Source organism: Marseilla massiliensis, assembly GCF_023336985.1.
GTDB classification, from domain to species: domain Bacteria; phylum Bacteroidota; class Bacteroidia; order Bacteroidales; family Bacteroidaceae; genus Prevotella; species Prevotella intestinigallinarum.
Map to the genome: position 1 here is coordinate 201,052 of NZ_JAMBLP010000005.1, position 13,322 is coordinate 214,373.

At 48.7% G+C, this 13,322-nt stretch carries 13 protein-coding genes and 1 pseudogene; 3 read left to right on the top strand and 11 right to left on the bottom strand.

Annotated features, from left to right (window positions below; all coding sequences use genetic code 11):
• Nucleotides 1–3 precede the first annotated feature (3 nt).
• The 3 genes from M3089_RS05895 to M3089_RS05905 form a co-directional block, all read right to left on the bottom strand.
• Complete coding sequence (locus M3089_RS05895) at nt 4–135, bottom strand: dehydrogenase (protein ID WP_205107801.1); 132 nt, start codon at nt 133–135, stop codon at nt 4–6.
• Between the two features lie 5 nt (nt 136–140).
• Nucleotides 141–1,598, bottom strand: a complete 1,458-nt coding sequence (locus tag M3089_RS05900; protein WP_249082423.1) for a DUF4270 domain-containing protein — start codon at nt 1,596–1,598, stop codon at nt 141–143.
• A 63-nt stretch (nt 1,599–1,661) separates the two neighbouring features.
• The gene (locus M3089_RS05905) at nt 1,662–2,468 is read right to left on the bottom strand and encodes a glycogen/starch synthase (protein ID WP_249082425.1); all 807 of its coding nucleotides are present in this window, start codon (nt 2,466–2,468) and stop codon (nt 1,662–1,664) included.
• Nucleotides 2,469–2,649: 181 nt separating this feature from the next.
• Here M3089_RS05905 and panC point away from each other — a divergent pair, with 181 nt between their 5' ends.
• Nucleotides 2,650–3,498 (top strand): pantoate--beta-alanine ligase, encoded by an 849-nt coding sequence (gene panC / locus M3089_RS05910; protein WP_249082428.1) that lies wholly within the window; start codon nt 2,650–2,652, stop codon nt 3,496–3,498.
• Nucleotides 3,499–3,500: 2 nt separating this feature from the next.
• Nucleotides 3,501–3,845, top strand: coding sequence for an aspartate 1-decarboxylase (gene panD, locus M3089_RS05915; RefSeq protein ID WP_205107810.1), 345 nt, complete (start codon nt 3,501–3,503; stop codon nt 3,843–3,845).
• 80 nt (nt 3,846–3,925) lie between these two features.
• Here panD and M3089_RS05920 read toward each other — a convergent pair whose 3' ends face one another.
• From M3089_RS05920 to M3089_RS05940, 5 genes are all read right to left on the bottom strand, one after another.
• Nucleotides 3,926–4,360 (bottom strand): biotin/lipoyl-containing protein, encoded by a 435-nt coding sequence (locus M3089_RS05920; protein WP_249082431.1) that lies wholly within the window; start codon nt 4,358–4,360, stop codon nt 3,926–3,928.
• A 10-nt stretch (nt 4,361–4,370) separates the two neighbouring features.
• Nucleotides 4,371–4,532, bottom strand: coding sequence for a hypothetical protein (locus M3089_RS05925; protein ID WP_205107814.1), 162 nt, complete (start codon nt 4,530–4,532; stop codon nt 4,371–4,373).
• 90 nt (nt 4,533–4,622) lie between these two features.
• Complete coding sequence (locus M3089_RS05930; protein WP_249082434.1) at nt 4,623–6,188, bottom strand: acyl-CoA carboxylase subunit beta; 1,566 nt, start codon at nt 6,186–6,188, stop codon at nt 4,623–4,625.
• A gap of 13 nt (nt 6,189–6,201) precedes the next feature.
• The gene (gene mce, locus M3089_RS05935) at nt 6,202–6,606 is read right to left on the bottom strand and encodes a methylmalonyl-CoA epimerase (RefSeq protein WP_205107817.1); all 405 of its coding nucleotides are present in this window, start codon (nt 6,604–6,606) and stop codon (nt 6,202–6,204) included.
• Between the two features lie 609 nt (nt 6,607–7,215).
• Nucleotides 7,216–9,561 (bottom strand): TonB-dependent receptor, encoded by a 2,346-nt coding sequence (locus M3089_RS05940; RefSeq protein ID WP_394802255.1) that lies wholly within the window; start codon nt 9,559–9,561, stop codon nt 7,216–7,218.
• 279 nt (nt 9,562–9,840) lie between these two features.
• Between M3089_RS05940 and M3089_RS05945 the strand changes: the two are divergent.
• A pseudogene (locus M3089_RS05945) lies at nt 9,841–10,302 on the top strand (alpha-amylase family glycosyl hydrolase); the annotation flags it as partial.
• Between the two features lie 95 nt (nt 10,303–10,397).
• On the opposite strand, the gene M3089_RS05950 reads toward M3089_RS05945, so the two are convergent.
• The 3 genes from M3089_RS05950 to M3089_RS05960 all read right to left on the bottom strand — a co-directional run bounded on the left by M3089_RS05950 (nt 10,398) and on the right by M3089_RS05960 (nt 13,108).
• The gene (locus M3089_RS05950; RefSeq protein WP_205107823.1) at nt 10,398–11,972 is read right to left on the bottom strand and encodes an Rne/Rng family ribonuclease; all 1,575 of its coding nucleotides are present in this window, start codon (nt 11,970–11,972) and stop codon (nt 10,398–10,400) included.
• A 408-nt stretch (nt 11,973–12,380) separates the two neighbouring features.
• The gene (locus M3089_RS05955) at nt 12,381–12,656 is read right to left on the bottom strand and encodes an HU family DNA-binding protein (protein WP_205107825.1); all 276 of its coding nucleotides are present in this window, start codon (nt 12,654–12,656) and stop codon (nt 12,381–12,383) included.
• 275 nt (nt 12,657–12,931) lie between these two features.
• Nucleotides 12,932–13,108, bottom strand: a complete 177-nt coding sequence (locus M3089_RS05960) for a hypothetical protein (protein WP_249082438.1) — start codon at nt 13,106–13,108, stop codon at nt 12,932–12,934.
• Between the last annotated feature and the right edge of the window lie 214 nt (nt 13,109–13,322).

The following is a 13,322-nucleotide window of genomic DNA, read 5'->3' on the forward strand; positions in this document are numbered from 1 at the left end:
TAATCATAAAGCATCATCTTCCGGGCGTTCCGGAAGATGATGCTTTATTTTTGGCAAATGCTTCTTTTTCCTGAGATAAGCCGCTTTCTTTAGTTCGTACTCTTCTCTGTGCCGTTCAAGAAAGTTGTCTGCCATGTTTCTTATTTCGTTGTTCTGTTGTATATCACGCTGATTGTTATCGGGTCATGTGGATTAGCCGAACCGCCAACAAGCCTTGCGCTCTTCAACGACATCTCGTTTGACACGTTTGTAATAGAGGCAGAGGTGTTCCCCGACGAACTCGTTGTGCTTATTGATACAGGCACCAGCACAACTTTGTTCCAATTTTCAGTGACCCCATTGTTCTGTTTTGCCTGATACATCCTGCTTATCAGGTTTGATATGTTGTTGAATGTATATGTATTCTGGCTGCTGTTGTATGTTCCGATATACGAGGTGCTGTTGTTCGGAACGTTTTTATTCTCAAAGAAGCTGTACAAACTGTCCTTGGGAAGCATCAGTACATACTCAGGTACGCCAAAAGCGTCGTCTGATGTTTGGTTCATGCAACTGAATACTATGCGCGCCCCGCTTATGGTGTCGTTCTCATGATTGTACTTTATCTCATCTACAGGCAGCGTCACTTCAGTGAAAATGCCTGCCGGAGCTTTGATGTGTGTGCATGTATTGTCTGATGCAAGCTCTCTCAAGCGTTGCCGGTCATTGTCTATGTGGGTGGTTTGCATCACCTCTTCTGTACCCGACAGAAGCGTGCTGCCTTGATAGACGGAGTCGCCACTCATGTATTTGTAGTGGAACACAAGCTCTGTGAGGTAGACTTCCGACATCACTCCGAGCCCGTCGGTTGACTTGATGTAGAACCCCGGGCAAACATTGTGGATGAAGTTATAAGAGTTTCTGAAATTTTCAGGATTCTCATAATACTTCTGCATGATGTATGTTCCGTAATTCTTATAGGCTTTACCCGATTTGTCGCGATACGTTTCGTTAAGTGGTATGGTTACAGACTCCATGTTCGTTTTGTCTGTAATCAGGTTTCTTAGGCTGTCGCTGAGGTTTAGGTCAAGCGTCGTATACATCTTGTTCTTCCTGATTGCGTTCGCGTCGGTTCTCAGCATGCCTGCTGCCTCTGGGTCAAAATTAGAGTAATACATCGTTCCCTCTTCTGCGGGCCTTTCCATTTCCAATGCTGTCAACTTCATGGAGTTTAGAGAATCGCCGATGGAAGAGTAAAAGTAAATCTGCAACCTGCAAGAGTCGGCTATCACATTACCGTCTTCCGTGCTCATTATGCTGTCTTTCTCCGGAAGGAAAGGGGTACCATCTAATGACTCCAAAATGGCAAATTGGGTGGTATAGTGGCTTGTCACATACGTCCCAGTCTCCGGGTCTTTAATGCGCCCAAGGTAGCTGTATTGGTTTCTGGATAACACAGAGTCTGCCAAAATAGACCGTGTTGAGACAAAAAACGTGTCTGTCAATATTTCAAAGTGGTCTGCTTCGTTTGTAAGCGAGTTGCCCAATGTGTCTGTTGTATCATCACATGACAGGAAAGCCAGTGTTGACATGGCTATCCCAAACAGGAACTTTGCTTTCATCTTGGTCTTCTTTCTAGATGATATTAACCCTAATAGCTGTATCGTTTTTGTGTATTTGGCTTGTTAATCCTGACAGATCCTTTCGTAGAATGCCTCATATTGGTCGGCAAACTGCTCGCCGGGGTAGTCAAGAAGGGGCACATTGCAACTTTTTGCATAGTCGACCAAACCCGGATAAACAGTTTCGCTGGCCTGTATTATGCCGTCAGAATAGTCGATGGCAAGTTTGCCCAGTTCTTCAAAACCAAAGTTGTCATCATACTTTTCCAGCAAATCGGCTTTGGCATCCCTGAACTCCAGGCACTTCTTGAAGTTCTGTCCGAGGTCCTTCTTCAGTGCCTTCGAAAAGAGTGAAGTGACTATCTTGGCATTGGCAAACGACGGCTCTTCTTTGTAAGCTGTCTTTACATAGAATGGCACAACAGCCCCCATCCATCCTTGGCAATGAATGATTTCTGGTACCCAGCGCAGTTTTTTCACTGTCTCGAGCACCCCGCGAGCAAAGAATATGGCTCTTTCACCATTGTCAGGATAATCTTCCCCCGTTTCATCGACATCCATTTGACGCTTTGTGAAATAGTCGTCATTGTCTATGAAGTAGACTTGTATGCGTGACGATTGTATGGAGGCGACTTTAATTATCAGCGGATGATCTGTGTCATTGATAATAAGATTCATTCCCGAAAGGCGGATTACCTCGTGCAACTGCCCCCGGCGCTCATTGATGTTTCCCCATTTGGGCATGAACGTCCGTATTTCATGGCCTTTCTCTTGTATGGCCTGTGGCAGCTCTCTTCCCATTAGCGAAAGCTCACTGTCAGGTACGTAAGGTGATATCTCCTGGTTTATGAATAATATTTTTCTTGCCATTGTTCATCTGTTTATCAACTGCAAAGATACAAAATTTATTTGATATTTGAGTATTAGGCAATGCCTTTTATGAAAAAAAGGCTTTTCTTGGCTATATTTTCCATGTATTCTTTTTTAGTTTGCCAAAAAAGTTGTTATTTTGCAGCGAATTTGTAGTATAGCGTTTAAAACGTTGTTAGAAATGAAAATTTTTCATAAGAATGTGGATTTGCAAAACGAACTCTTCGCAGTTCGCAAGCTAGGCAAGACCGTTGGCCTTGTTCCAACAATGGGGGCTCTCCATGAAGGTCATGCTTCGCTGGTGAGACGGTGTGTTTCGGAGAATGACGTTACAGTTGTCTCTGTGTTTGTTAATCCTACACAGTTTAACGACAAGAACGATTTGCAGAGCTATCCCCGCGATTTGGATGCGGATTGCAAGTTGTTGGAGTCATGCGAGGCAGATATTGTTTTTGCTCCCTCTGTTGAAGAGATGTATCCCCAGCCCGATACGCGTCATTTTGAATTCCCGCCTATAACGACGGTGATGGAAGGTGCCCATCGTCCCGGTCACTTCAATGGCGTGTGCCAGGTTGTAAGCCGTTTGTTTTATATCGTGCGCCCCCAAAGGGCATATTTCGGTGAGAAAGACTGGCAGCAAATAGCAGTTGTCAAGGCGATGGTTAAAAGCCTCGGCCTGGATGTGGCGATTGTTGAGTGTCCGATTGTGCGTGATGCCGACGGTTTGGCCCGTTCAAGCCGCAATTCGCTGCTTTCAGCAGATGAGCGTTCGATTGCCCCGGAGATATTTAAGCAATTGAAGCAGAGCATAGAGTATTCCAAGGGCCATACGGTGGAGGAGACCCACAAATATGTAGTGGATGGCATAAATTCTGTCGACGGGTTGGATGTCGAGTATTTTTCGATTGTCAACGGCGACACCCTACAGGACGTAAGTTCGTGGGATGACGCTCCTCACGTTGTTGGTTGCATTACCGTTTATTGCGGAAAGCGCCCTGTAAGGCTTATCGATCACATAAAATATAAATAGAGATGATGATAGAGGTTCTTAAGTCCAAGTTGCATTGCGTTACAGTTACCGAGGCCAATCTCAACTATATGGGGAGCATCACGATTGATGAAGACCTCATGGATGCTGCCGGCATGATAGCGGGAGAGAAAGTCCAGATTGTCGATAACAATAACGGTGAGCGGTTTGAGACATATATTATTAAAGGGGAGCGTGGTTCGGGGGCTATTTGCCTCAACGGTGCTGCTGCGCGCAAAGTCCAGGTTGGTGATGTTTGCATAATAATATCATACGCCCTGATGGATTTTGAGGAAGCGAAGTCGTATAAGCCCACGATAGTGTTTCCAAAAGAAGGTAACAGGCTTTAGTTGCCTGTGGCCTGTACGGAAAATCCCGATTGCACGACAATGTCTGCAATCGGGATTTTCGTTTGGGTAAGATAGTCAACTTATTCGATGGCAACCAATACGTCGCCTTCCATGACGCTTTGGCCGGGCTGCACCAATATAGCGCTAACTTTTCCGCCCTTCTCGGCATCAAGGTTGTTGGCCATCTTCATGGCTTCGAGCACAACAACAGTGTCGCCTGCCTTGATTTCATCGCCCACAGCGACCTTGATCTCAGTGATGACGCCTGGCAATGGGGCTTTTACGGCATTCTGGTAATTTGCCTTAACTGTGCCGCCGCCGGCCTCCTCCTGGCTTGCAGTTGCTTGTGCAGCCACAGGTGCGACCTTTACCTTGGGCTTTTCGGGCTTGGCTTCTTCCTCCATTTCCACCTTGTACGTTTCGCCGTTGACGATGACAGTAGCCACGTTGCCTTCTATGGCATCAATGTTCACCTCGTATTTATTCCCGTTGATAGTATATTTGTATTCTTTCATGTCTTATGGCTTATGGTTTTGGCTGGCCGGTCATGGTAAGAGCATGGCCGTTCCATTCCGTGAAATGTTCAATAATCGTTATTTTTCCAGACTCCTGGTCGTGCACGTTGTTGCCCATGAACTCGTGCAACGCCAAAGAGATGGCAGCAAAAACCTCTTTGTCCTGTTTCATATCTACAATGTTTTGGCCACAGAATCCGGTCTGTTTCAGCACAGGTCTTTTCCTCGTGCACGACCGAGTCCTGTGGCCCGTTATGCTTTTTTACATTGGTATGTTGCCATGTTTCTTGGCAGGCAGGCTCTCGCGCTTGGTTGAAAGCTGTGCGAGGGCTCGGCAGATGCGGAAGCGGGTGTTGCGCGGCTCTATCACGTCGTCGATGTAGCCATACTTGGCAGCCTGGTATGGGTTGGCAAACATCTCGGTGTATTCCTCCTCTTTCTCCGCGAGGAAGGCCTGAACGTCTTCACCGGCGGCTTTCTTGTCCTTTGCCTCCTTGGCGCACAATACGGCTACTGCGCCAGATGCGCCCATCACGGCAATTTCTGCTGACGGCCAAGCGTAGTTGATGTCTGCGCGCAGTTGCTTGCATCCCATCACGATGTGGCTGCCGCCATAGCTCTTGCGCAGGGTGACAGTAATCTTTGGAACGGTAGCCTCGCCGTAAGCATAGAGCAACTTTGCACCGTGGAGTATGACGGCGTTGTACTCCTGGCCGGTGCCGGGCAGGAATCCGGGAACGTCGACGAGCGAAACGATTGGGATGTTGAATGCGTCGCAGAATCTCACGAAGCGCGCACCCTTGCGGCTGGCGTTGACGTCGAGCACGCCTGCATAGCATGACGGCTGGTTGGCAACGATGCCCACGCTTTGCCCATTGAAGCGTGCAAAGCCCACGATGATGTTCTTGGCAAACTTTGGCTGTACCTCGAAGAATTCGCCGTCGTCGACAATTGCGCCGATTACCTTGTACATGTTGTATGCCTCGTTGGGGTTCTCGGGGATGATTTCGTTGAGCGAGTCTTCCAGGCGGTCGATGGGGTCTTCACACTTTTTGCGTGGTGCCACCTCCATGTTGTTCGACGGTATGTAGCTAAGCAGTGTGCGTATCATCTGCATGGCCTCTTCCTCGGTGGCAGCCGTGAAGTGGGTCACGCCGCTCTTTGTCGAGTGCACGCTTGCTCCTCCGAGGTGCTCCTGGTCGATGTCCTCGCCTGTTACGGTCTTTACAACCTTCGGGCCAGTAAGGAACATGTATGACGTGTTCTCCATCATAAGCGTGAAGTCGGTGAGGGCAGGCGAGTACACTGCGCCGCCGGCGCAAGGCCCGAAGATTCCGCTGATCTGCGGTATCACACCCGAAGCCAGGATGTTGCGCTCGAATATCTCGGCGTAACCTGCCAATGCGCAGATGCCTTCCTGGATGCGCGCTCCACCGGAGTCGTTGATTCCGATGACGGGGGCGCCCATCTTCATGGCCATGTCCATGATCTTGCATATCTTCTGTGCCATGGTTTCAGACAGAGAACCGCCATTGACAGTGAAGTCTTGTGCGAATACAAACACGAGCCTTCCGTCTATTGTTCCCGAGCCTGTAACCACACCGTCGCCCAGATACTGCTTCTTCTCCATTCCAAAGTTGGTGCAACGGTGGAGCTTGAACATGTCGTACTCTTCGAAGCTGCCTTCGTCCAGCAGCATATCAATGCGTTCACGGGCTGTGTACTTGCCACGGGCGTGCTGTTTCTCGATGGCTTTCTCGCCGCCACCCATGCGTGCTTTCTCGCGATTCTCGATAAGCTGCTTTATCTTCTCCAATTGTTTGCTCATTGCTCTCTATGTTTTAATGTTCACAAAGTTCGGTCAGGATTCCCACTGTTGACTTCGGGTGCAGGAACGCAATGTTAAGGTTCTCCGCTCCCTTGCGCGGCTCTTTGTCGATGAGGCGTATGCCTTTTTCATCACATTCAGCCAGCGCATTAGCCACGCCGTCTTCGATGCAGAATGCTACGTGGTGTACTCCGTGGTTGCCTTTGTCAAGCCATTTTTGTATGGTGCTGTCGGGTGACGTTGGCTCCAGCAGCTCAAGCTTCACCTCGCCGCATTTCAAGAATGCGGTCTTCACTTTCTGATCTGCCACTTCTTCGATGTTGTAGCATTTCAGACCCAATACATTTTCAAAGTAAGGCAGAGACTCCTCGATGCTTTGGACGGCTATGCCTAAATGTTCAATGTGTGAGATTTTCATTATGCTGTAATTTTGTTAGGGTTTAGTCTTCTTTTCTTTATACCATTGCAAAGATAGTTAATATAATCAAGATTGTAAAATTATAAATTGAAAAGATTGTTAAGGGAAGTGGCTGTTTTCGGGTGTTGTGTGTGCTGTGGTGCCGTGTGCTCTCAAATGCAATGGCCACATGTCAATTGGCTTCGCCCTTGCCGTGGCATTTGTGGCATTGCGGGCGGCTGTTCGGATGGCCGGAAAAGCCTTGTCGGGTGTAAGGTTTTGTTGTTTTTTCCGGATTTTTCCGCAATCCGCTGACGTACAGCCCGTTGGCGGCCTATGTCGTTTGGGGGCCTAAAACGGCCCTTGCGGGCGGCCCAAACGGGCCGTTCCGCGTTGCAACGGCGCCCGTTTTGCAATGCAGAGTCAGGAGCGTTGCTTGTCGTGAGTGGTTTGTAAATGATTTTGCCCGAAGGTGCCAGGGATTTCATGTCGCCTGTAGTCCGGCCATTTGCTGTGGCTCATGATCAGTGGCACAGGCTGCATGACGGCTTGGCACCGGACTGGCAGCGTGGGCGCCAGGGCAGGGCAAACCGATGCCTGTGTGTTAACGATATTATGATGCTGCCATTGTCAGAACTCAAATATTACCCTGCCGTTAATTTGGCGCCCTGTTAGGTAGTTGGGTACGGCATACTGCTGGTTTGTGACGTCAGTCACCCAATAGTAAGAGTTGACGTTGCTTATCCCGAAAAGGTTAAGGCAATCGACGCCGAGCCAGATGTTTTTGAATATGCTGTGCTTCTTTCTGTCGTCGTTGTCGTAGGCGCGATAGCTCAGTCCAACGTCTACGCGCTTGTATGCCGGTGCCCTGAAGTTTTGGTACTCCAGGCCCTTGTGCGGCGCTCCGAAAGGCAATCCGTCGGCGAAGGCCAGGCTTAGGGTCATCTTCCAGCGCTCTGTTCCGGGGAAGTAATCGGTGAAATGCAGGTTTATAGCATACCTTTGGTCGGTTGGCATTGGCACCTGCTTGCCGTTGATCTTTTGCTTTGTGCTCATCAGTGAGAAGGTAACCCACGAGTCTGTGCCCGGCACAAACTCGCCGTAAAGCTTCAGGTCGAGCCCGGCCGCATATCCGCTGCCCATGTTTTCGCCGTAATACGTCACCTTGACGTTGTTCACGTTATAGGGTATTATGTTTGACAGTGCCTTGTAATATGCCTCTGCCGTAAACTTATACGGGCGTTCCTTGATTTTGAACCTATAGTCGAATGCTGCCACGAAATGCAGCGATCGCTGGCTTTTTATCCTGTTGTTGAGCGTGACCACGGTCACCCCGTTGACCTTTGTCGTGTCTCTTAGCTCTTTGAAGAACGGTGCTTGGTAATAGAGGCCGGTGGCAAGGCGGAATGTCATGTTGTTGTTGAAAGCGGGGATAATGGCCAGCGATGCCCTTGGCGACACAATTGTTTCGCTGTTGAACGACCAGTTGCTGAACCGTATGCCGTAGTTGAGCGTGTAGAACGTTGAGTTTTCCTCGCCGCTTGTAAATTTGTATGTGTCTTGTATGTAACCCTCTATTCGGTGGCTGTTTAGCGTGTTGCGCGAGTTGAGCGTATAAATCAGGTCGAGCCTGTCGCCGGTGTGCGGTATGGAATAGCCGCTTGAGTCTCTCATTTCATATTCGCGTGAGTTCTCTTCGACATGCTCTATCTTGTAGGTCAGGCCTCCTTCTATCGTGTGGCGTTTTGTTTTGTGGTTCAACATGAGCTTGAAGCTCTCGACGTTGGCTGTCAGGTAGTTGCGTGCATGCTCCATGTAGGTGCCTACACCAAGGTTTTCGCTCGTTTCTGTGTCGTCGAGCCAGTATTGCCCTTGTATGTCGTAGGTCTCCTGTTCCTTCGTGCGGAAGGCCGAAGCAATCAGTGACAGTTTTGTGTTGGCTCCAAACTGGCGCGATATAGTCAGTGCCCCGAAGAGTGTCCTGAACACGTCTTTCTCTTGACCGTCGAAGTAGACCCTGAACGATTTCACGTCTTCCATCGTGCCAAACGACGTCTCGCGGTCGGTCGGTACAAAGTTATAGTGGTTGTCAGATATGTTTCCTATGAAGTCGATGCTCCACCGTTGGTTTGGCCTGAAGCAGATATAGGTCTGGTAGTCAAGGAAGTTGGGCTTGTATTCGCCGTTGGTCTCAAGCGAGCCAAGCAGGTAACGGTTTGTCTTGTAGCGTATTCCGTGGCTCATCGAAAACTTCTTGGTGCCCACGCCTACATAGGCGCTTGCCCCGAGAAGCGAGGCTGAGATGTTTGCCTCGAACTTCTTCGGTTGCTTGTACGTTATGTCCAATGCCGACGACATCTTGTCGCCATACTTTGCTTCAAACCCTCCTGTGGAGAAACCAATCGACTCCACCATGTCGGGGTTTATCACGCTCAGCCCTTCCTGCTGTCCGCTCCTTATGAGAAGCGGGCGGTAAACTTCCACATTATTTATATATACAGAGTTCTCGTCGAAGCTTCCTCCACGTACGTTGTATTGTGATGACAGCTCGTTGTGGGTCGAAACACCGGCCTGTTGCTGAATCAGGGCCTCCACTGCGTTGCCGCTTGCGGTGGCCAAGCCCTTCATGTCTTTTATGTCAAGGCGTTCGGTGCCTGTCGTCTGCCTTCGCTTCTCGGTGACGACAATCTCGCCCAGGGCGGCCATCGATGGCAAAACGATTTCTATCCTCTGCTTTCCGCGCGGGTTGCGGAACAGGCGCTTGCGCGCATTGTAGCCAATCATCGAGAACTTAACGACTACGCTGTCTGCCGAAGCCAGCGTTATGCTGAACTCGCCCTTTAGGTTGGTCATCGCTACCTTGCCTTGCTCCAGGCACGACACGGTGGCAAGTTCTATGGGGTTTTGCTCTTCGTCCACGACCCTTCCGGTCAGGGTGAAGCTCTGTGCAGAAGCGGTGAGTGTGGCCACCAGCATGAGGGTGAGCACAGCTATGGTATGTTTGGAGGTCGTTGTCTTCATTTGCTAATTAAACGTACGAATCGTTGGTAATATTGTGTTGGCCATGTCACAAATACACCGTGTTGCCGCCGTTTGCTCGGCGTGTCGCGAATTATGCCTGGCAAATGTGCATTGAATGAAATTTATTCGCTATATTTGCAGGCGTTTACAGCGAAAGGCCGTTGCACATGTAGCTTTGACGCATGTCGTAACGGACGGTAATTACATGGAATCAACTTAAACCGCATGAACGAAGATATAGTATTGAACAGCCATAACAAGGAGGAATTTCCGCCTGCGCATACCGCCGAGCATCTGTTGAACCAGACTATGGTGCGCATGTTTGGGTGTGAGAGGTCGAGCAACGCTCACATAGAGCGCAAAAAGAGCAAGATAAGCTATGTGTTAGACCACAAGCCTTCGCGCAAGGAAGAGAAGGCAATTGAAGACAGGATGAATGAATTGATAGCCGAAGACTTGCCCGTTAGCTATGAGTTTGTTAGCAAAGACAGCCTTCCCGACGATGTCAAGGCCGACAGGTTGCCTGCTGATGTGTCTGACACCATACGCCTGGTAAGGATTGGCGACTACGATGTGTGCCCATGCATAGGCAAGCACGTGCGCTCAACGTCACAGATAGGGCGTTTTGAAATGCTCGGAACCAATTGGGATGAGATGTCCAAGTCATTCCGCATCCGCTTCAAGGTGGTTCAGTGAATGCCTTCCGTTGTCGGCGGTTAGCAATGTTTCCGCTTGGCGGGCCAGTGGCACAAATGAAGAGTGGAGGCGCCTTACGGCTGCCTCCACTGTGTTCATTTGGTTTCTATTTCCTCTTTCATGTCGATGAAATTGCCCTTCTTGTCATAGAATTCATATTGCAAGAAAGCCAGTTTCTGCGACGGGATGATGCTGAGTCCAAGCCCGTATTTCATCTGCCATTTCCGTTTTAGCGAGAAAAGCCCTTGGTTTATGTAGGCCGCTACATACGGATGCACATGCAGGTTGAACTTCTTGATTCCAATCTTTGTTACCAGTCGGTCAATCTTGCTCTCCAATTGGTCTGTAAACAGGATGCTTGACTTAATCTTTCCTTTGCCGAAACAAGTGGGGCAGGTCTCTTCCACGTTGACATCCATTGCCGGGCGCACGCGCTGTCGGGTTATCTGCATAAGCCCGAATTTGCTCAATGGCAGGATGTTGTGCCTGGCCCTGTCTTTCTGCATGTTCTTGCACATACGCTCATAAAGCATTTGCCTGTCTTCAGCGAGGTTCATGTCGATGAAGTCAACCACTATGATGCCTCCCATGTCGCGTAGGCGCAACTGTCTAGCCAACTCGTCGGCAGCGCCAAGGTTCACCTCCAGGGCATTGGCCTCTTGGCCGTTTTCAGAGCGCGTTCTGTTCCCGCTGTTCACGTCAACCACGTGCAGTGCCTCGGTGTGCTCTATGATTAGGTATGCACCACGCTTGTAGTTGACTGTCTTTCCGAATGCCGACTTGATTTGCTTTGTGACGTTGAAATTGTCGAAAATGGGCACCTGGCCGGTATATCTCTTGACGATGTCTACCTTCTCCGGGGCAATCAGTTTCACGTAATCGCGCACCTGGTTGAACACCTCTTCGTCGTTGACGTATATACCGTCGTACGTTGGGTTGAATAAGTCGCGAAGCAATGCTACAACCCTGCCGGTCTCTTCGTAGACAACTTGCGGTCTTGTTGTGCTCTTTTGAACTTTTGTAATTGTGTCTTCCCACCGCTTGAGCAGTGTTTTCATTTCTTTGTCAAGTTCGGCCACCCTCTTGCCCTCTGCCGATGTGCGCACTATGACGCCAAAGTTCTTGGGCTTGATGCTTTGGATGAGTTGCTTCAGGCGTGTTCTTTCTTCGCCTTTTTTGATTTTGGAAGATACTGAGACTTTATCGTTGAATGGTATCAGCACCATGTACCTGCCTGCGAAGCTCAGTTCGCACGTGAGTCTCGGGCCTTTGGTCGAGATGGGCTCTTTCACGATCTGCACCATCACTTCTTGCCCAACCTTAAGTGTCGTTTGCACGCTGCCGTCTTTTTTCAGCTCGGGCAGGCGGGTTGCCTTAGATATCGGATAAAGTTTCTTTCTGTCGCTTTGTACCTGTTTGAGATACTTCTCGTAAGAGCTAAATTGAGAACCCAAATCAAGATAGTGCAAAAATGCATCCCGTTCAAATCCGACGTCTACGAAACAGGCATTGAGACCGGGCATAAGCTTCTTAACCTTTGCCATGTAGATGTTGCCCACAGAGAATGAAGCCGACCGCGTCTCGTTCTGGTATTCAACGAGGCTTTTGTCTTCGAGCAGTGCTATTGATATCTCTTTGGGGTGGACGTCAATGATAACTTCGCTTGTCATTACTTTAAACGGTTTTCTTTCGTTGGTTTCACAAGGTGCACGGCCATTTGCCTTGCACCGCTGTTTCTCTCTTCGACGGAATCAGTGCCTATGTCTTTTCACAACAAAAACTACGCGATTTGCCGTAAAAATAGACAAAAGAGATGGTTAATTGTTTGTTTTTGGACAAATGCACGGATTCCCTGCTAATTTAACAGAAAGGGTGTGCCATAATCCGAATGGATTTTCTGACACACTCCTCTCATTAAAATCTTTGAACAAACCTCAGAGGCTGTATTGCTTACTTGCTCTTGTGCCTGTTCTTTCTCAGTCTTTTTTTACGCTTGTGCGTAGCCATCTTGTGGCCTTTCTTTTTCTTTCCGCTTGGCATAGCTTGATATTTTTAAATGTTATTTGTAAAATTGTTGATTATTTCATCTTTGCAATAAAGCTCTTGGCCGGCTTGAATGCAGGGTAGTCGTGTGCCTCGATGACGATGGTCGTGTTCTTTGATATGTTGCGGGCAGTCTTCTGTGCCCTGTGCTTAACGATAAAGCTACCGAATCCCCGCAGGAAAACATCTTCTTTGCGTATGGTAAGGCTCTGCCTCACTTCTTCCATAAAAGCTTCTATTGTCGTGGCTACATCCTGCTTGGCGAGACCGGTGTCCTCAACTATCTTGTTGATTATATCAGCTTTTGTCATCTTTCTTTTATGTTTAATGTTGTGATATTTTATTCGTCTCCGATTATTCGGAGTGCAAATATACTCATTTTTGGCGGTATGAGGAAATTTATAACGACTTTTTTTGTGAAAATGGCAAGAATCGGGTGGCGGCGATTTAAATTCCACATATTAAGTGGTTTACACATTAATTATAACACCGACTTTATGGCTCGGAAGGTTGCTTTGCCACTTGTTTAGCTTGTAAGAAAATGCGAATCCGCCGACACTGTTGCGGCGTTTTGCCGTGCTTTATGTCACAAAATGCGCTGTTTGCGCATGGCGCGGCTTTGGCAATCGCCCTGAATGGCAGTGGCTGTCGTGGCGTTTGTAAAAAATAATTTCCTTTTCGGCGTGTTCGGCGTAATGCGTTGACAGGCAACATGTTGCAATACGGGCGTTTCTGTCGTGTCAAACGTGTTGTTTTGAGGCATGATACGGCTCGTTTTAGTGTGCAAAACGGCCTCTTTTGTAGTCTGTATGGGGTGTGGTAGTGTGTTTGGGTGGGTAAATTAGGTTGCTTGTATGAATATTTCATACGTGCCTTCCGAATGCCAATTAACGATAATTTTGACTGCCAAAGACGTTGTTTGGGGTGGGGCGGCCTTGCCGCGGGGTGCACGTCGGTAGGTGCTGCCGCATTTGTGC

Coding starts and splice junctions, on each gene's coding strand:
- M3089_RS05895 (WP_205107801.1), bottom strand. CDS start 135: ATGGCAGACAACTTTCTTGAACGGCACAGAGAAGAGTACGAACTAAAG.
- M3089_RS05900 (WP_249082423.1), bottom strand. CDS start 1,598: ATGAAAGCAAAGTTCCTGTTTGGGATAGCCATGTCAACACTGGCTTTC.
- M3089_RS05905 (WP_249082425.1), bottom strand. CDS start 2,468: ATGGCAAGAAAAATATTATTCATAAACCAGGAGATATCACCTTACGTA.
- panC (WP_249082428.1), top strand. CDS start 2,650: ATGAAAATTTTTCATAAGAATGTGGATTTGCAAAACGAACTCTTCGCA.
- panD (WP_205107810.1), top strand. CDS start 3,501: ATGATGATAGAGGTTCTTAAGTCCAAGTTGCATTGCGTTACAGTTACC.
- M3089_RS05920 (WP_249082431.1), bottom strand. CDS start 4,360: ATGAAAGAATACAAATATACTATCAACGGGAATAAATACGAGGTGAAC.
- M3089_RS05925 (WP_205107814.1), bottom strand. CDS start 4,532: ATGAAACAGGACAAAGAGGTTTTTGCTGCCATCTCTTTGGCGTTGCAC.
- M3089_RS05930 (WP_249082434.1), bottom strand. CDS start 6,188: ATGAGCAAACAATTGGAGAAGATAAAGCAGCTTATCGAGAATCGCGAG.
- mce (WP_205107817.1), bottom strand. CDS start 6,606: ATGAAAATCTCACACATTGAACATTTAGGCATAGCCGTCCAAAGCATC.
- M3089_RS05940 (WP_394802255.1), bottom strand. CDS start 9,561: ATGCTGGTGGCCACACTCACCGCTTCTGCACAGAGCTTCACCCTGACC.
- M3089_RS05950 (WP_205107823.1), bottom strand. CDS start 11,972: ATGACAAGCGAAGTTATCATTGACGTCCACCCCAAAGAGATATCAATA.
- M3089_RS05955 (WP_205107825.1), bottom strand. CDS start 12,656: ATGACAAAAGCTGATATAATCAACAAGATAGTTGAGGACACCGGTCTC.
- M3089_RS05960 (WP_249082438.1), bottom strand. CDS start 13,108: ATGCCTCAAAACAACACGTTTGACACGACAGAAACGCCCGTATTGCAA.